This window comes from Embleya sp. NPDC020630 (genome assembly GCF_044334985.1).
GTDB lineage: Bacteria > Actinomycetota > Actinomycetes > Streptomycetales > Streptomycetaceae > Embleya.
In genome coordinates this window covers 87,915-104,883 of record NZ_JBIRUB010000005.1, presented here as the reverse complement: position 1 = coordinate 104,883, position 16,969 = coordinate 87,915, and the positions used below count along the sequence as shown (strand labels likewise).

The following is a 16,969-nucleotide window of genomic DNA, read 5'->3' as shown; positions in this document are numbered from 1 at the left end:
CCCGTGCCGTGCCGCAGGTCCTACTCTGCTCTCCAGCAAGCACGTCGACGGGTCCCGAAGGGGCGTGGGCGATGCCCGGGGTGCGCACGCTCGAAGAAGTGCTCGACCACGACGGCCCACTCGCCGAGGGGCCGTTACGCGAGGTCGCGGCGGGTATCGCCGACGCGCTGGCCCGAGTGCACGCGATCGGCCTCGTGCACGGCCGGCTCGGTGCGGACCAGGTCCTGCTCACCCCGTACGGCCCGCGCGTGACCGGGTTCGCTGGCCGCGCCGACACGGACGACGGCGGCGATCCGTCGGAGGACGTGTACGCCTTCGGAACCCTGATCACCCTGGCCGGCGGCGGTACGTCCTCCGGCGAACTCGGCCCGCTGCTGCGCCGCTGCCTCGACCCCGATCCCGGGCGGCGCCCGACGGCGGTGGACGTGGACCGGGTGCTCACCCCGAGGCCCGCCGTGCTGACGGTGCCCGCCGGGGTGGACGACAGTGCCGACGTACCGCAGGAGGCCCGCGCGCAGGAGCCGCCGACCGGGCGCGGGTTGACTCGTCGGCGCCTGCTCGTCGGGGGCGGCTTCGCGCTCACCGCGGCCACCGTGACCTCCGCCGGCGTCGCCTTCGCGCGCTATGCCGGGGGCGGTGGCTCGCGCCCCAGGACGCGGTGGCGGCGTTCGGTGGAGGGCCGGGTGACCACCCTTCAGGTCTTCGACAACGTCGCCTACTGCACCACGACGGACAACGTGGTGATGGCAGTCGGCACCGAGACCGGGGTCGCGCTGTGGACGGCGCGGACCGAGTCGATGGTCTGGTCCCAGCCGGTGGTCTCCGGCACCGCGATGTTCCTGGCCTGCGTGGCCGGACAGGTCACCGCGCTCGATCCGAGCACCGGCGAGCGGCTGTGGCAGCAGCACGCCGGCGACCAGATCCTCGGCGCGCCGGTGCTGTACGGCTCGTCCCTGGTGGTCGGCACCCGGGACGACCGGGTGGTGGGCATCGACATGACGCAGGGCGCGCAGAGTTGGCAGTGGAGCGAGGGCACACCACACGGCGGGGTGATGCCGGCCGTCTCGGAGACCGGCGGCGACTTCCTGTACCTGACCCACAGCGACGGTACGGTCGGCGCGATCCGCGACGATCGCCGGGAGCCGAGGTGGTCGACCCGGCTCGACTCGCCGATCGCCCGCCCGGCGCGCGCGATGGGCGATCTGGTCTACGTGGTGTCGGGCTTCACGCTGGTGGCGCTGAGCGTGTCGACCGGCGAGGTGCGGTGGCGTTTCCAGGGCGCCCCGGACATGACCGTCCCGGTGGTGACCGAGAACCTCGTCTACACCACCGACGTCGGCGCGCTGTACGCGCTCGACGCGCGCACCGGCCGGGAGCGCTGGCGGCAGCCCACCGGCGCGCGGGTGCCCAGTCCGGTGGCCCTGGTGAACGGGACCGCCTATGCCGGCGGCACCGACACGCTGTACGCGTTCGACCCGGTCACCGGCGGGCGGCACTGGCGGCACGGCTTGCCGACCTACCTGACCGCCGCCCCGGCGGGGGCCGGCAAGGTGCTGCTCCTGGGTACGGCCGGGTCCGAACTGGTCGCGCTGGAGACCTGATCCGCCCGGGTCGCGGCGGCGAGCGCGGCATGGGCGGCCGGCGCGTCGGCCGCGGTCACCGTGATCAGCCGGCCGCCTCCGACCAACGCGCACACCGCGCGTCCGGGGGCGCTCGACGCCGGTTCGGCCGGGGCGGGCAGGGTCAGCCGGGTGCCCACCACGGTCCCGCCGGCGGTGCCGGCCGGTCCCCGCCACCCCGGCGGCGCGGCGGGGCCGTATGCGCTCCGCTGACGCAGCACCGGCCGCCCGGCCACCACCGCGTCCCAATGCGAGAGCACGTCGCCGCAGGGTTCGCCGGCCCGGCCCAGGATCAGCGTCTCCTGGGCGAACAGACTTGCGTCCTCGGCGAGTTCGGCGTGCACGGCGGTGTGGAACGTGGCCCGCGCGGCGACCACGACCGGCTCGGGCGACCAGTCGAGGACGGCGCAGGCGGCGATCACCAGGTCGACCCGCTGCCGGGCCGGGGTGCCGTCGCCGATCAGCACCACCGCGGCGGCGGCGGTCCGGATCCGCAGCCGGGCGCCCGGCCCCACCTCGACCCGCACCGCCAGGTCGTCGCCGCCGATCGGGCCGGCCGCGCCGCCGACGAGGACCACCTCGGGGATCGGCCCGGGTACGGACACCTCGCGCGGCGCCAACGGCACCTGTCCGCGCAGTCGGGTCACCACCGAGCGGCCGTGCCGAACCTCCGCGCGGATCAGGGCGGACGCCCTCACCCGCCGACCGTGGCCGGGCGCGCCGCGGGGACGGGGGTGCCCGCCCGCCACGCGGCGATCTGGTCGAGCACCCACGCGGCGACCACGTCCGCGTCCGGGGTCTCGCGCAAGGACAGGAAGGCCACCGGGGTGCCGGGGCGCATCCGGGCCGCGTCCCGGTCCATCACCGCCAGGTCGGCGCCGATCTGCGGGGCGATGTCCGTCTTGTTGATCACCAGGAGGTCGGAACGGCTCACGCCGGGGCCGCCCTTGCGCGGGACCTTGTCGCCGCCGGACACGTCGATGACGAACATCTGTACGTCGGCCAGTCCCCGGCTGAACGTCATGGTCAGGTTGTCCCCGCCGGATTCGATCAGCACCAGGTCCAGGTCCGGATGCGCCGCCTCCAGGTCCTCGACCGCGTCCAGGTTGCCGCTGATGTCGTCGCGCACCGCGGTGTGCGGGCAACAGCCGGTCTGCACCGCGGCGATCCGATCCGCCGCCAACACCCCGGCCGCGCGCAGGAAGTCGGCGTCCTCGGTGGTGTAGATGTCGTTGGTGACGACGGCGAGCGAGAACCGCTCCGCGAGGACCCGGCACAGCGCGGCGACCAGCGCCGTCTTGCCGGACCCCACGGGACCGCCGACGCCGATCCGCAACGCGCGTGTGCCGGGCGCCGCGGGCTCCGGGCGTGTCGGGTGCGCCGACGGCCCGCCGTTGCCGGGTGTGTGGTCAAGATGCAAAGTGGACGACCTCCTCCTGGACGTGCAGTTCGTGGCAGACGTCCAGGCCCACGGCGGACCAGCAGGGCAGCCGGTCCCAGTCGCCGTCGGCGGAGACGGTGCGCGCCGCGTCGGCGGCCTCCTCCGCCACCTGGTCGCAGTGCCCGGCCATTTCGGCGAGCACCACGGTGACCGAGATCGGGTCGAGGGAGAGCAGTTTCACCGCGGCGGCCGCCGGTCCGTTGACCACGTTGGTGGCGGCCAGCACGGCCGCCTCGCGCGCGTCCAGCCGGGCCCGGGTGGCCGCGGCGCCGAGCACGATCGCGTGGTGCGGGGACACCCCGAGCGCAGTCCACGGCTCGGTGGGCCAGGCGGCCTTGACCACCCGGCGCAACGACCGGCCCTGCGCGCGCGAGGCGGCCCGGGCGGGCGCCGACGCGGTCCTGGCGTCGAGTTCGGCGTCGAGTTCGGCCCAGGGCCCGTGTTCGGGCAGCGTATAGGGGCCGGCGGTCAGCGCGGCGACGGCGGCGAAGGCCGCCTGTACCGCGCCGGTGGAGTAGAGCTTGCCGAGCAGGAATTCGGTGAGCGTGTCGAGATCGTGCACCTCGCCGCGCAGGACCGCGTTCTCCAGACCGCCGGAGTGCGCGTAGCCGCCGGCGGGCAACCGTGAATCCCCGAGCAGGAGCAGTCCAGCACCCATCAGTACCACCTCTTACTGGTCGTAACGTGTCGATGTCGGTCCCGGCCGGTCACCGCAGTCACAGTTCTCTCTCCTGACGGTGAGTCAGCTTTCCCTGACCCTCCGTCAAGAAGCAAGCGTGCGCAATCAGAAAAGGAAATAACGTTGGGCCATCGGCAGGGTTCCGGCCGGCGCGGCGACCACCTTCTCGCCGTCCACCCGGACGCAGAACGTCTCGGGATCGACCTCGATGCGCGGCATGGCGTCATTGAGCGGCATGGCCGACTTGCCCCGACCTCGCACGTCGCCGGTGGGCACGAGTCGACGATCGAGGTTCAGCCGTCCCGCGAGCCCGTCCTCCAGGGCCGCCGGCGCCACGAAGTGCACCGAAGTGGCCGCCGCGGTGCGCGCCGTAGCGCCGAACATCGGCCTGGGCAGCACGGGTTGCGGGGTCGGGATCGACGCGTTCGCGTCGCCCATCGCGGCCCACGCGATCGCCCCGCCCTTGACCACCAGATGCGGACGCACGCCGAAGAATCTCGGGTCCCACAACACCAGGTCGGCGAGCTTGCCGACGGCGACCGAGCCGACCTCGTCGTCGAGTCCGTGGGCGACCGCCGGGCAGATCGTATACTTGGCCACATACCGCCGGGCCCGCAGATTGTCCGCGGCCCCGTCGCCGGGCAGCGAACCGCGCCGGACCTTGTTCACGTGCGCGGTCTGCCAGGTGCGCAGCACGGTCTCGCCGACCCGGCCCATCGCCTGGCTGTCCGAGCCGATCATGGAGATGGCGCCGAGGTCGTGCAGCACGTCCTCGGCGGCGATGGTCGAGGGGCGGATCCGCGATTCGGCGAACGCCAGGTCCTCGGCGACGGCCGGGTTCAGGTGGTGGCAGACCATCAACATGTCGAGGTGCTCCTCGACCGTGTTGACGGTGTGCGGCCGGGTCGGATTGGTGGACGAGGGCAGGATGTTGGGCAGTCCCGCGACGGTGATGATGTCGGGCGCGTGTCCACCTCCGGCGCCCTCGGTGTGGTAGGCGTGGATGGTGCGCCCGCCGATCGCGGCCAGCGTGCCCTCCACGAAGCCGGTCTCGTTGAGCGTGTCGCTGTGCAGCGCGACCTGGATGCCGGCCGCGTCCGCCACGCGCAGCGCGGCGTCGATCACGGCCGGGGTCGAACCCCAGTCCTCGTGCAGCTTGAGCCCGCCCGCGCCGGCCCGGATCTGCTCCCACAGAGCCTCCTCGGACACGGTGTTGCCCTTGCCGAGAAGCACGAAGTTGATCGGTACGCCGTCCAACGCCTCCAGCATGCGGGCCAGATGCCACGCACCGGGCGTGACGGTGGTCGCCTTCGATCCCTCGGCAGGACCGGTCCCGCCGGCGACCATGGTGGTCACCCCGGCGGACAACGCCTCGGGAAACTGCGTCGGCGAGATCAGATGCACGTGGCAGTCCACGGCGCCGGCGGTCAGGATGCGCCCGTTGCCCGCGATGATCTCGGTGGACGGCCCGATCACCAGGTCGGGATGCACCCCGTCCATCGTGTCGGGGTTGCCGGCCTTGCCGATCCCGCACACGCGGCCGTCCCGGATGCCGACGTCGGCCTTGACGACGCCCCAGTGATCCAGGATCACCGCCCCGGTGACCACGGTATCGGGAGCCCCTTCGGCCCGAGTCCGAAGCGACTGCCCCATCGACTCCCGAATCACCTTCCCCCCACCGAAGATCACCTCGTCCCCGGCAGCCCCGAGCGGCCGAGTCAAATCCTCGGTCACCTCCACAAGCAGCTCGGTATCGGCCAGCCGAATGCGATCCCCGGTGGTGGGCCCGTACAGAAGCGCATACCGATGCCGATCGACGGCCGTCACCGAGAGCCCTCCCGATCCAACTCGCCCCCGCGACCGACCCGCAGCCCCGGCACCACGCGCGCCCCCGCGAGCGGCACCAACTCCACCTCGCGCCCGACACCCGGCTCGAACCGCACCGCGGTCCCGGCCGGCACATGCAACCGATGCCCCCAGGCCGCGTCCCGATCGAACTCCAACGCGTCGTTGGCCGCCGGAAAATGCAGATGCGACCCCACCTGCACGGGCCGATCCCCGGCGTTCAGCACCATCAACGTCACCACGGCCCGCCCGGGATTGAGCACAATCTCCCCCGAGCCCAGCAAAACCTCACCAGGCACCACGGCCGCCAACGACCGCCGAGCCCTACCCCCACTCACGGAATCGGCCGATGCACGGTGACCAACTTCGTCCCGTCCGGAAAGGTCGCCTCCACCTGCACCTCGGCCACCAACTCCGGAACCCCGTCCATCACATCGTCCCGCCCAAGCACATGCCGCCCGGCCTCCTGAAGGTCCGCCACAGACCGCCCGTCCCGAGCCCCTTCAAGCAAAAACGAAGCCAACACCGCAGTGGCCTCGGGATGGTTCAGCCGCAACCCCCGAGCCCGCCGCCGCTCCGCCAGCTCGGCGGCGTAGGACACCATCAACCGCTCCCGCTCATGCGGCGTCAACAACACGCGGCAACCTCCTCCGGGGCCGTACCGACTCGTTGCCCAAGCCTGACCACCCCGTGTTTCCCGCCGAAGGAGCCAATGTTAACGGAACGTATCCAACCGCTCACGCCTCACCACAACGGCCTATCGCGCGGGTCCACGACGTGGTCGAGGTTCCGGCGCCGGGCCCGCGCACAGGCCCGGTCGGCGGCGCGTGGCGCAACTACCCGTGTGTGGCGGGGTCGGAGGCTGTGCGCATGCTCTTGAGCGACGTGTCGAAGCCGCGCTTCATGACCCGGCTCAGCGGGCGCTCGACCAGACGGTGCAGCAGATAGGCCACGGTCAGCGCGACGACCAGGGCCACCGCGATGGCCCCGCGGTCGCCGAGTCCCCTGTCGCGCAGCCAGTGGATCAGCGTCCAGCCCGCTTCCTGATGGATCAGGTACAGGGGGTAGGTCAGCGCGCCGAACACGGCCAGCCGCCGCCACCGCACCCAGTCGAGGTACCCGAGCGCCGCGGCGAGCACCGCCGCATAGGCCAGCGTGATGCCCACCGACACGGCCGTCGCCGACATCGGGTGGCCGACCGCGTCGTCATAGACCTTCTTCAGACCCGGCACGTCGGCGAGCGCCATCAGCCAGGTGAAGCCGACCACGGCCCACAGCAGCAGATTCGGCCCGAAACGATGCATCAGATACATCGTCACCCCGGCGACGAAGTACGGCGCCTGGCGCACCATCGCGACTTCCTCCACGATCGGCGCCCCGGAGCCGTTCGCCAGCAGCGCCACCACCAACCAGATCCCGCAGAAGGCGAGCACGCGGCGATAGGTCAGGCCCATCGCCACCACGATCGCGAACAGGAGGTAGAACTGGAGCTCCAGCCAGAGCGTCCAGTAGACGCCGTCGACGTCCTTGACGCCCATCCGGCCCTCGAACATGGTGAAGTTCACCAGCACGGTCCTGAGGTCGATGCCGTCCCGCGCGCCCGGCCGGCCGAGATCCGGCGCGACGTGCAACACCGTCGCGGTGAGCACGATGGCCGCCCAGAACGCCGGATACAGCCGCACGACGCGGGACACGGCGAAGTCGCCGGCGCGCCGCCCCCAGGAGCTCATACAGATCACGAAGCCGCTGATCAGGAAGAACAGTTCGACCCCGAGCCAGCCGAACCGGGTGATCCGGGCGACGTTCGGGATGAAGTCCTGCGGGGCGCGACCGCCCCAGATCTCCGGGACGCCCGCGTCCGCCGTCCAATGGAAGGACAACACCGCGAGCGCGGCGAACAGTCGAAACACGTCGAGCGCGTACAACCGCGAGCGGCCCTCGTGCCGGGGCTCGGCCGGGGCCGGCGATCCGGTCGGCCGGCTCTCCTCCGACGCGCTGGGCGATCGTTCTTGGACGGGCGCTTCGGGCGAAGTCGACATGATCGGCTTTCTCACGAGAGAGACGAGATGGGTCGAGATACCGGATGCGAGCCGACGCTATCCCAAACCACCCCACGACATCCGCCCCGATGCCCGAACTCCGCCCGGCCGGCGGAACGGGGACTCGCCCGCTCGGTGGACCCGATCCCGAAGCCCCGGCCGGGCGTCGCGACGGTCCCGGGCGCCGTGCGGCCACGCCGGGTGCGGCGTCCCGCCGGGACGAACCCCGGCGGGACGCCGCACCCGGGTCGGATGTCCCCGGCTCAGAACCCGCCGCCCGGGGGCACCTCGATCGGGTCGGCCGGATCGAAGTCGAAGACCCGTCCGTAGAACCAGAGTTCGGCTTCCAGCGCGCGGATGATGTTCTCCGCCCGACGGAAGCCGTGTTGTTCGCCCTCGAACGCCAGGTAGACGTAGGGGAGTTTCTTCTCCTTCAGCGCCGCCACGATCATCTCGGCCTGCGCCGGCGGCACCACCTCGTCCTCCAGGCCCTGGAAGACCGCCAACGGGCTGGACAGGCGGTCGGTGTGGTTGATCGGCGAACGGTCCCGATACACCGCCTCGGCCTCCGGATACGGGCCGACCAGGCGGTCCAGGTAGCGCGACTCGAACTTGTGCGTGTGCCGGGCCAGGGCCGCGATGTCGGCGACGCCGAAGTGGCTGGCGCCGGCGGTGAAGACGTCGTTGCCCACCAGTGCGGCCAGCGTGGTGTACCCGCCCGCCGAACCACCCCGGATGGCCAGCTTCGTGCCGTCCACGACACCCGTGTCGGCCAGGTGCCGGGCCACCGCCGTGCAGTCCTCCACGTCGACGATGCCCCACGAGTCGTACAGCAGGTTGCGGTACTCCCGGCCGTATCCCGTGCTGCCGCCGTAGTTCACGTCGGCCACCGCGAACCCGCGGCTGGTCCAGTACTGGATCCGCAGGTTGAGCACCGCCGGCGCCTGCGCGGTCGGGCCGCCGTGGATGGAGACGATCAGCGGCGGCAGCGTACCCGCGGGCGCCTGCGCGTTCGGGTTCTTCGGCAGGTACAACAGCGCGTGCGCGGTGCGCCCGGCCGGCGAGTCGAACTCGATCGGCCGCGGCGGGCTGAACCACCGGGCGTCGAAGCCGAAGTCCCGGGCCGGACGCAACCGTTCGATCTGGAGCGCGGTGCCTCCGGTGGGCGCGAGCCGGACCCGGCGCGGCGCGTCCTCGTCGTCCGGACCGCCCCCGATCACCAACACCCCGCCGGACACCGCGGCCAGGTCGGACAACCAGGTCAGCCCGGTCTCCACCCGCGTCGGCGGCTCCTCCGGGCGGGTCGGATCGAGCACACCCAGGTGCACGAAGCCGCCCGCGTTGACCGTGCAGGCGATCCGGCCGTCGTCGAGGAAGGCGTAGAACCGCTCGCCGAACACCCACTGCGGCCCGCCGATCTCGGCCTCGACCGGCGCCACCGCCTCCACCTGACCGCCCGCGCCGACCCGGTACAGGTTCCACCACCCGGTGCGGTCCGAGGCGAACCACAACGCCCCGTCGGGACCCCACTCGGGCTGCACCACCGACTCGCGTCCACCACCCGCGACCGCCTGCGCGCCGGTCGTGCGCGGTCCCGCCTCGACCGCGGCGACCATCAACTCGGCCGCGTCCCACGGCATGTCCGGGTGCGACCACTGGGTCCACGCCAGTGCCGAGCCGTCGGCGGCCGGTCGCGGCGAGGAGACGAAGTCCGGCCCGGTGACCAGGACCCGCGCCGGCTGCGTACCGTCCAGCGGCAGGGCGACGATCTCGTTGACCGCCTCGCCGTGCGCCTCGACCGCGGCCGGCTCGTGGCTCTCGCGCACCGCGACCAGCCACTCCCCCGCCCCCCACTGCCCCGCGGGCACGACGGTGAAGTCCGCGTAGCGCAGCCCCGCCGGCTCCCGCGGCTCGGCGGTGATCGCCACAGGCGCGTCGTCGCCGGGACCCAGCCGGTACAACCGCTGGTCGGTCCAGTTCGCGAAGACCAACACGCCGCCCCGGACCGTCCAGGCCGCGCCGCCGTACTCGTGCACCCGGGTCCGCGCCGAGAAACCCTCCGGCAACACGTCCTCCGGTGCCCCGCCCGGACGCAGGCGCACCAATTGCACGCGCCCGCCCTCGGTCGGCCGCGCCTCGGCCCACCACACCTCTTCCCCGTCGGCCCGAATCTCCCCGGGACTGGCCGCCCCCTCCACCAACCGCTCGGCCGTGATCGGCGAGGGCCAGGAACCGTATGCCTGCGTCTGTTCCGCGTTCATGTCGGCACTCATCCCACGATCCTCGCCGTCCCACGCCGGGAAAGCATCCGGCGGCCCCGGGAAAACCCCCGGAAAACCCGGTCGACCCCGGCCGAGTGCACGCGGGATCATGTGCGTATGACGACAGATCTCGACATTCGCGGCGTGCCGATACCCGTCGCCGAGCTGTCGTGGCGGTTCTCCCGTTCCTCCGGCCCCGGCGGACAGTCGGTGAACACCACGGACAGCCGCGCCGAGGTGTCCTTCGACCTGGGCGCCACCACCGCGCTGCCCGACGTGCTCAAGCAGCGCGCGCTGCGCCGCCTGGAGGGTCGTCTGGTCGACGGCGTGCTCACCGTGGCCTCGTCCGAGCAGCGCTCGCAACTGATGAACCGACAAACCGCCGCCCGGCGCCTGGCCGACATCCTGGTCGAGGCCACGGCACCGCCCCCGCCGCCCCGGCGACCGACCAAACCCACGCGCGGCATGCGCGAGCGCAGGCTGCGCAACAAGCACCACCGCAGTGAGATCAAACGACTGCGCCGCTCGACCGGAGACTGATCCCGGGTCCGAACAGGCTCCGAAGCGGACGCAAAGTCGAGATGAAGCGTCACTTACCGAAGCATTCCGGATCACACCCGGAAAACCGGCGCATGAGCACGATTCGCCATCGCAGACTTCGAACGCCGGCCAGTGCCGCGTACCGCAGCGAACGAAGCGAAGGACTCCGGGATGCCCTCCCCCGCACGTGCGCCACACCCACCGCGACCCACGCTCCCTCCCGTCGCGTACCACTCGTGGAGTCATCCGTGACCGCCGTCGGGCGGGCCCGTGCCCGCGCTCGGCACGAGCGGCGCACCTCGACGAACCACCACCGCGAGCCCGATCACGAACACCCGCCCGGGCCGGTGTTCGTGCGCTGGACCATCGCGCCCACCGTCGCGGGCGTACCGGAGGTCCGGCACCGCCTGCGCGACCTGTTACACGGCTGGGGGGTCGCCGAGGAGCTGACCGACACCCTGCTCCTGATCGCCACCGAACTGACGTCCAACGCGGTACGCCACGCGGCGATCCGTACCGACCGGATCCGGATCACCGCGGCCCACGGCGGCGCCGAGATCCGCCTCGAGGTCGCCGACGGACATCCCTTCCGCCCGCACGCGCTCCTGGAGACGGGGCCGGACTCCGAGGACGGGCGCGGTCTGATGATCGTGAAACTGATGGTGGCCGAACTCGGCGGCCGGATCGACGTGGTGTCCTGCGGTGCCGGCAAGAGCATCCGGGTCACCCTGGACACGGACGCCCACGCCTGACCGGCCCCGCCGGCGCGATCGCGCGACGGCTCAGTGGAAGGCGTCCAGGCCGGTCAGCGCCTTGCCGATCACCAGCGTGTGCATCTCGGAGGTGCCCTCGTAGGTCAACACCGATTCCAGGTTGTTCATGTGCCGGATCACCGGATACTCCAGCGAGATGCCGTTCGCGCCCAGGATGGTGCGCGCGCTGCGGGCGATCGCGATCGCCTCGCGGACGTTGTTGAGCTTGCCGAAACTGATCTGCTCCGGCCGTACCCCGCCCGCGTCCTTGCGCCGCCCCAGGTGCAGCGCGAGCAACTGCGCCTTGCCGATCTCCACCGCCATGTCGGCCAACTTGGCCTGGGTCAGCTGGAACGCGCCGATCGGCCGGCCGAACTGCTCCCGGGTGCGGGCGTAGTCCAGCGCGGACTCGAAGCAGGAGCGCGCCGCGCCGACCGAACCCCACACGATGCCGTAGCGGGCCTCGCCCAGACAGCTCAGCGGACCGCGCAGGCCCACCACGTCGGGCAACACCGCGTCGGCCGGCAACCGCACGTCGTCGAGCGTCAACTCGCTGGTGATCGAGGCCCGCAGGGACATCTTGTGCCGGATGTCGACGGCCGCGAACCCGGGGGTGTCGGTCGGCACCACAAAGCCGCGCACACCCTCCTCGGTGCGCGCCCAGATCACCGCGACCTCGGCCACCGAACCGTTGGTGATCCACATCTTGCGCCCGTTCAGCACCCAGTCGTCGCCGTCCCGCTTGGCGTGGGTACGCATCGACGCCGGGTCCGAGCCGTGGTCGGGCTCGGTCAGGCCGAAGCAGCCGAGCGCCTCGCCGGCGGCCATCCGGGGCAGCCAGGTCTGCCGGTGCTCCTCGCTCCCGAAGCGGTGGATCGCGTACATCGCCAGCGACCCCTGCACCGATACCAGCGAACGCAGCCCCGAGTCGCACGCCTCCAGTTCCAGACAGGCCAGGCCGTACTGCACGGCGTTGGTGGCCGCGCAACCGTAGCCGTCCAGGGTCATCCCGAGCACCCCGATCCCGCCGAGGCCGCGCGCCAGTTCGCGCACCGACGGCAGTTCGCCGCGCTCGAACCAGTCCGCCACGTAGGGCGTGACGTGGTCGGCGCAGAAACGCCGCACGGTGTCCCGGATCGCCCGGTCCTCGGCATCGAGCAGGTCGTCGATGCCGAGCGGGTCGGCCGGGTCGAACGCGGGTGCCTTGGCCATGCGGGTGCCTCCTGGGCTGTTCGGGAGACCCGAGCGGTGTCCGGACGGGCCTCGATAGATTGCCCCGAACATAGATCCGGAACACGGGAGAGCACCACCATGACCGAGCCGCCGCCCGAACCGCATCCCCTCTTCGCGGGGGCGACGGGGCCGAGCGACGAGACGCCCGAGGAGCGCCGTCGCCGACTCGAACAGGAAGAGGAGGACCGCCGCCGGCGCGAACGGCGCGAAGACCTCGCGGAGGGCGCCGGCGAGAGCCTGGGCGACCTGCCCGGGGGCGGCGGGGGTGACGGCGGAGGCGGCTCCGGTGGCGGCGGAGGTGGTGGCTGCTTCGGTCGGGGCGGCACCCGCAACCGCGACAGCCGCGACGGCGACGGCGGCTGCTTCGGCGGAGGCGGTGGAGGCGGAGGCGGTGGAGGCGGTGGAGGAGGCGGTCGCGGCGGCAGCGGCGGGGGCGACGGCTGCGGCGGCTGCGACCCCTGCCTGCTCAACCTGCTCTCGCTCCGCCTGATGTGGATCACGCTCACGAGCCTGCTCCGCCCGCGCGCCGGCTCGCCCGCCCGCCGCCTCGGTGCCGCCGTCGACCGCTACCGCACCGAGATCAGCCCGAAGACCGCGCCGTGTTGTACCTTCACGCCCACGTGTTCGACCTACGGCAAACGGGCGCTGCACCGCCACGGCGCGCTCCGCGGTACGTACCTGACCGCCCGCCGAGTGCTGCGCTGCCGGCCCGGCAACGGCGGCTTCGACCCGGTACCGCCCGCGCGGCCGGCTCGGCGACCGCGCTGACCGGTGGTCGGGGCGGGCCCGTGCCCGCCCCGACCCGGGGTCACTTCTTCGGCGACGGCGAGCGGCGCATCTCCTTGTGGATCAGCTTCCACTCCCGGGCGCGTTCGGCCCGGATGCGGTGGTCCTCGCGCGAGGCCATCCACCGGGCCTCCCGGAGCAGCTTGCGATAGCTGTCCAGGCGGCGCTGCGGGAGTTCGCCCGCCTCGATCGCGGCGAGCACCGCACACCCCGGTTCGCTGTCGTGCGTGCAGTCGGTGAACCGGCAGTCGGCCACCAGCGCGTCGATGTCGGAGAAGGTGCGATCCAGCCCCTCGCCGACGTCGTACATGCCCACCCCGCGCATTCCGGGGGTGTCCACGAGCACGCCGCCGTTGGGCAGCGGTACCAACTCGCGCCAGGTGGTGGTGTGTCGGCCCTTGCCGTCGCCGCGCACCGCCTGGACGGCGGTCACCTCGGTGCCCGCGAGCGCGTTGGTGAGGGTGGACTTGCCCGCGCCGGAGGTGCCGATCAGGGCGACCGTCTGCCCGGCGGTGTACGCGTCCAGGACGTCCAGGCCCTCGCCGGTGACGGCGCTGGCGACGACCACGTCGACGCCCATCGCGACCGCCTCGACGTCCGCGCGCAGATCGTCGGCGTCGGCCGCGAGGTCGGCCTTGGTGAGGATGACCAGCGGCCGGGCGCCGCTCTCCCACGCGAGGGTGAGCAACCGCTCCAGCCGACCGAGGTCGGGGGCCGTGTCCAGCGGGACGACCGCCCCGATCAGGTCGACGTTGACCGCGAGGACCTGACCCACCGAGCGCCCGGACGCCTGTGAACGCACCAGGGACGTACGCCGGGTCAACAGCGCCGCGACGAACGGCTCACGACCGTCGTCGGGAGTTTCCAGGACCGCCCAGTCGCCGGTGCAGGGCAGGTCGCCACCACCGTGCGCGGCACGCACGGTGCCGTCGGCGGTGACCACCTCGCACAGCGAGCGGTCCACCCGGGCGATCCGGCCGGGGATGAGGCCGTGCCCGCGGTAGGGGGCGAATTCGGTGTCCCGCTCCGCGTCCCAGCCGTAGGCGGCGAGCACGTCGGAGGCGGGAAGGAAGGAAGAAGAGGAAGAGGTGGAACGGGGGTGCTGCTGGGAAGACACGCCGGTGGCCCTTCGAGGGGCGGATCCGCCGACCTGCGCGCCGTCACGACGAACGACGTGGCGCGGCTACGCGGTGCGGATCCTGAGGATGGGGGTGGGGTATGAGGTCCAGCCCGTCCGGGCGACCGTCATCAAGGTCGTGGTCACGACATCCACCTCCCACCTGTCTCGTGCGGCTCTGGGCCGCGCTCCGGGCACCGCTTCTCACGGCCCGCGGACCGCTCGGAAAATCCTAGGCCATCACGGGCGCTCGCGTCGAGCGTGTTCCTGCTCGCCGAGCACCGGTCGGGTCGGGCGCGGCGGCCACGCTGTGTCGTCCAGCGGCAGGCCCGGCAACTCCTGGCCGGCGGGCATGTGCAGGCTGGGCGGCTGGCCGTTGGTGGGCGGCGGCCCCGGCGGGCGGGGCGGCCGGGACGGCATGCGGTTCTGCGGCTCGGCCGGCCGCCGGGCGCCGTTGGCCCGGCCGTTGACCGTGCCCGCGTCGCCGCGCTTGGCGTCGCGCGCGTGGATCGCCCAGCGCTCGGGGAACTCCGACGGCGGCTCGCCGAGGTCGGGGAGTTCGCCGTGGATGACGGTGTCCTCCATCTCGTCGTGCTCGCCCGCGGGCGTCCAGTCGCCGGGGGTGCCTCGGTGCCGTCCCGAGCGCAGGTGCTCCATCGCGGCGGCGATCTCCTCGGCGGCCTTCTCCTTGTCCCGCTCCGCGCGGGCCTGCGCGGTCTCCTGGCTCGGCCACACCTGGTCGATCGCGGCGTTGACGGCGGCGCCGATCAATACCGCCATGGCGGCGAAGTACATCCACACCATCACCGCGACCGGGGCCGCGAGCGAGCCGTAGACGGTGGGCCCATCGATGGTGGTGGCCAGGTATACCCGGAGCAGGAAGCTGCCGACGATGCACAGCAGCAGTGCGACCAGCGCACCCGGTATGTCCTCGCGCCACGGCGTCCGCACCGGTACGGACACGTGGTAGAGCGAGGTCAGGAAGCAGACCGAGAGCACCACCAGGACCGGCCAATAGAGGATGTGCACCGTTCCCTCGAAGTGTGGGAACGCCTTGACCACCAACTCCGGGCCGGCCACCAGCAGCGGGATCAGGAACATGCCGAGCAGCAGCCCGACCACGTACAGCGTGAAGGACAACAGGCGGGTGCGCACGATGCCGCGCTTGCCGGACAGGCCGTACATGATCGTGATGGTGTCGACGTAGACGTTGAGCGCGCGCGAGCCGGACCACAGCGCGATCAGGAAGCCGGCCGAGATGATGTCCGCGCGGCCGGAGTCGAAGACGTCGTTGACCAGCGGGACGACCACCTGGTCGATGCTCTTGTCGGAGAGCACCGATCCGGAGGCCTTGATGATGTCGGCCTTGAGGTCGTTGACGGTGCTGCCGCCGATCAGCCCGTGCAGGTAGCCGACGGTGCCGGCCAGGCCGAGCAACAGCGGGGGCAGGGACAGCAGCATGAAGAACCCGGCCTCGGCGGCGAGGCCGGTCACCCGGTGGTTGAAGCAGGAGATCACCGTTTCGCGGAGTATCCGCCACAGTGCGCTCCGCAACCGGATGCGACCGGCCCCTCGCAGGCGAGGTCGTTGTTGGTAGTCCGCTGCCACCCCTTTAAGGTATCCGGCCCGAGGCCCGCCATTCGCCAAGTCGTCGTCCGGGTGAACGACCCCTGACGCGAGGTGTCGCGCCGGACCGCCGCGCGAACCGGTCCGCGCTGGTCAGCGGCTCGGGATCAGCACCCCGGAAAGCCGGCTGAGCACCCTGGCCGCGGTCCGCAGCTCCTCGGCCGGAAGGTCGGCGAAAGCGCTCTCCCAGCTCTCCCGGAACAGCGCGTCGAGCCGGTACAGCTCGCGCCGCCCGGCAGGGGTGAGCCGAGCCACCGAGCCGCCCCGCCCGCGCCCGGCCCGCACCGCCTCGACCAGGCCCTCGCGCCCGTGTACGTCCAGCAGGTCGCGCACCGCGGCCGGGGACAGCCCGAGCACCCGGCCCAGCCGCTCGTTGTCCAGGTCGAGTTCGTCGGCGAGCGTCGCGAGCAGGCGATAGCGGGCGGCGTCGGCGTCGACCGGATCGGCCCGCCCGGCGCGATCGGCGCGGATCGCGGACAGGAAGCCGTTGAGCGCGTAGCGCAGCGTCTCGACCGCCTCCTCGCGCCGCGGCTCGGGCCGCTCGGCGGCGGGCGCGGGGCCGGCCTCGACCACACAAACGGAGCGCGTTCTGCGCCGAGGCACACCCAGAATCTCGCCTGGCATACCGATCAGCTCCTCGTCCACTGTGGTGCGTGGGTCGTGATACCGCCCGGGGGTGCGTGATCCGACCACCCGTACCGTAACCAACCGCGGCGACGATCCATGCCGCGCCGACCGCGAAAGATCATCCCATCCCACATTATGGGCAAGCATGTTCATCATATGAGATGGCTGTTCGCATCCCGGACACTGATGGACGGGTTTCTGGCTCCATGTCAATCTTTGCGACATGTCTCGCGCCGGTATTGCTCTCGTAGGTCGACTCCACGTCGACCTCGGACGCATGTCCAGCGCCGTCTGTTCGCCGGTCTGACGACCCGCCCGCCGCATCAGCCTGCCGGGCGCGCGGTCGCACCGGCACCACGACTCTCACGGCCGGTCCGGCGAGGGTGCGGCCGGATGCCCCACCG

Annotated in this window: 17 protein-coding genes; 5 read left to right on the top strand and 12 right to left on the bottom strand. The window is 72.2% G+C overall.

Annotated elements, in window-relative coordinates; genetic code table 11:
* Window positions 1-71 precede the first annotated feature (71 nt).
* Window positions 72-1,601, top strand: coding sequence for a PQQ-binding-like beta-propeller repeat protein (locus ACH4XV_RS19295; protein WP_395791278.1), 1,530 nt, complete (start codon window positions 72-74; stop codon window positions 1,599-1,601).
* On the opposite strand, the gene ACH4XV_RS19290 is transcribed toward ACH4XV_RS19295, so the two are convergent.
* The 8 genes from ACH4XV_RS19290 to ACH4XV_RS19255 form a co-directional block, all read right to left on the bottom strand.
* The gene (locus ACH4XV_RS19290) at window positions 1,517-2,317 is read right to left on the bottom strand and encodes an urease accessory protein UreD (protein ID WP_395791276.1); all 801 of its coding nucleotides are present in this window, start codon (window positions 2,315-2,317) and stop codon (window positions 1,517-1,519) included. The genes ACH4XV_RS19295 and ACH4XV_RS19290 overlap by 85 nt on opposite strands.
* A complete protein-coding gene (gene ureG, locus ACH4XV_RS19285) occupies window positions 2,314-3,039 on the bottom strand; it encodes an urease accessory protein UreG (protein ID WP_395791274.1) in 726 nt (241 codons plus the stop codon). Before ureG ends, ACH4XV_RS19290 begins: the two co-directional genes overlap by 4 nt.
* On the bottom strand, window positions 3,029-3,718 hold the full coding sequence (locus tag ACH4XV_RS19280) for an urease accessory protein UreF (RefSeq protein ID WP_395791272.1): 690 nt from the start codon (window positions 3,716-3,718) through the stop codon (window positions 3,029-3,031). The genes ureG and ACH4XV_RS19280 overlap by 11 nt, the downstream gene beginning before the upstream one ends.
* Window positions 3,719-3,844: 126 nt before the next feature.
* A complete protein-coding gene (locus ACH4XV_RS19275; RefSeq protein ID WP_395791270.1) occupies window positions 3,845-5,566 on the bottom strand; it encodes an urease subunit alpha in 1,722 nt (573 codons plus the stop codon).
* A complete protein-coding gene (locus tag ACH4XV_RS19270; protein ID WP_395791268.1) occupies window positions 5,563-5,886 on the bottom strand; it encodes an urease subunit beta in 324 nt (107 codons plus the stop codon). The genes ACH4XV_RS19275 and ACH4XV_RS19270 overlap by 4 nt, the downstream gene beginning before the upstream one ends.
* A gap of 32 nt (window positions 5,887-5,918) precedes the next feature.
* Entirely contained in the window at window positions 5,919-6,221 is a 303-nt protein-coding gene (locus tag ACH4XV_RS19265; protein ID WP_395791266.1) for an urease subunit gamma, read from the bottom strand.
* Between the two features lie 199 nt (window positions 6,222-6,420).
* Window positions 6,421-7,623, bottom strand: a complete 1,203-nt coding sequence (locus ACH4XV_RS19260; protein WP_395791264.1) for an acyltransferase family protein — start codon at window positions 7,621-7,623, stop codon at window positions 6,421-6,423.
* Window positions 7,624-7,886: 263 nt separating this feature from the next.
* Window positions 7,887-9,896: a S9 family peptidase gene (locus ACH4XV_RS19255; protein ID WP_395791262.1), complete on the bottom strand. Its 2,010-nt coding sequence runs from the start codon at window positions 9,894-9,896 to the stop codon at window positions 7,887-7,889.
* 105 nt (window positions 9,897-10,001) lie between these two features.
* Between ACH4XV_RS19255 and arfB the strand changes: the two genes are divergently transcribed.
* Both arfB and ACH4XV_RS19245 read left to right on the top strand, forming a co-directional pair.
* Window positions 10,002-10,424 carry an alternative ribosome rescue aminoacyl-tRNA hydrolase ArfB gene (gene arfB, locus ACH4XV_RS19250; protein ID WP_395791260.1) on the top strand — a complete coding sequence of 141 codons (423 nt, stop codon included), beginning with the start codon at window positions 10,002-10,004 and terminating at the stop codon, window positions 10,422-10,424.
* A gap of 248 nt (window positions 10,425-10,672) precedes the next feature.
* On the top strand, window positions 10,673-11,176 hold the full coding sequence (locus ACH4XV_RS19245; RefSeq protein WP_395791258.1) for an ATP-binding protein: 504 nt from the start codon (window positions 10,673-10,675) through the stop codon (window positions 11,174-11,176).
* A 30-nt stretch (window positions 11,177-11,206) separates the two neighbouring features.
* Here the strand turns inward: ACH4XV_RS19245 and ACH4XV_RS19240 are convergent, their stop codons facing one another.
* Entirely contained in the window at window positions 11,207-12,388 is a 1,182-nt protein-coding gene (locus ACH4XV_RS19240; RefSeq protein ID WP_395791256.1) for an acyl-CoA dehydrogenase family protein, read from the bottom strand.
* 99 nt (window positions 12,389-12,487) lie between these two features.
* Here ACH4XV_RS19240 and yidD point away from each other — a divergent pair, with 99 nt between their 5' ends.
* Complete coding sequence (yidD, locus tag ACH4XV_RS19235) at window positions 12,488-13,177, top strand: membrane protein insertion efficiency factor YidD (RefSeq protein ID WP_395791254.1); 690 nt, start codon at window positions 12,488-12,490, stop codon at window positions 13,175-13,177.
* Between the two features lie 40 nt (window positions 13,178-13,217).
* Here yidD and rsgA read toward each other — a convergent pair whose 3' ends face one another.
* From rsgA to ACH4XV_RS19220, 3 genes are all read right to left on the bottom strand, one after another.
* On the bottom strand, window positions 13,218-14,312 hold the full coding sequence (rsgA, locus tag ACH4XV_RS19230; protein WP_395791252.1) for a ribosome small subunit-dependent GTPase A: 1,095 nt from the start codon (window positions 14,310-14,312) through the stop codon (window positions 13,218-13,220).
* Between the two features lie 240 nt (window positions 14,313-14,552).
* Window positions 14,553-15,920, bottom strand: a complete 1,368-nt coding sequence (locus tag ACH4XV_RS19225) for a YihY/virulence factor BrkB family protein (RefSeq protein WP_395791250.1) — start codon at window positions 15,918-15,920, stop codon at window positions 14,553-14,555.
* A 111-nt stretch (window positions 15,921-16,031) separates the two neighbouring features.
* A complete protein-coding gene (locus ACH4XV_RS19220; RefSeq protein ID WP_395791248.1) occupies window positions 16,032-16,562 on the bottom strand; it encodes a MarR family winged helix-turn-helix transcriptional regulator in 531 nt (176 codons plus the stop codon).
* A gap of 226 nt (window positions 16,563-16,788) precedes the next feature.
* On the opposite strand from ACH4XV_RS19220, the gene ACH4XV_RS19215 reads away from it, so the two are divergent.
* The gene (locus tag ACH4XV_RS19215; protein WP_355541009.1) at window positions 16,789-16,872 is read left to right on the top strand and encodes a putative leader peptide; all 84 of its coding nucleotides are present in this window, start codon (window positions 16,789-16,791) and stop codon (window positions 16,870-16,872) included.
* The last annotated feature ends 97 nt before the right edge of the window (window positions 16,873-16,969 follow it).

Excerpts from the sequence above, each read along its gene's own strand:
- ACH4XV_RS19295 (WP_395791278.1), top strand. The coding sequence starts at position 72 with ATGCCCGGGGTGCGCACGCTCGAAGAAGTGCTCGACCACGACGGCCCA.
- ACH4XV_RS19280 (WP_395791272.1), bottom strand. The coding sequence starts at position 3,718 with ATGGGTGCTGGACTGCTCCTGCTCGGGGATTCACGGTTGCCCGCCGGC.
- ACH4XV_RS19260 (WP_395791264.1), bottom strand. The coding sequence starts at position 7,623 with ATGTCGACTTCGCCCGAAGCGCCCGTCCAAGAACGATCGCCCAGCGCG.
- ACH4XV_RS19255 (WP_395791262.1), bottom strand. The coding sequence starts at position 9,896 with ATGAGTGCCGACATGAACGCGGAACAGACGCAGGCATACGGTTCCTGG.
- arfB (WP_395791260.1), top strand. The coding sequence starts at position 10,002 with ATGACGACAGATCTCGACATTCGCGGCGTGCCGATACCCGTCGCCGAG.
- ACH4XV_RS19240 (WP_395791256.1), bottom strand. The coding sequence starts at position 12,388 with ATGGCCAAGGCACCCGCGTTCGACCCGGCCGACCCGCTCGGCATCGAC.
- yidD (WP_395791254.1), top strand. The coding sequence starts at position 12,488 with ATGACCGAGCCGCCGCCCGAACCGCATCCCCTCTTCGCGGGGGCGACG.
- ACH4XV_RS19220 (WP_395791248.1), bottom strand. The coding sequence starts at position 16,562 with ATGCCAGGCGAGATTCTGGGTGTGCCTCGGCGCAGAACGCGCTCCGTT.
- ACH4XV_RS19215 (WP_355541009.1), top strand. The coding sequence starts at position 16,789 with ATGTCTCGCGCCGGTATTGCTCTCGTAGGTCGACTCCACGTCGACCTC.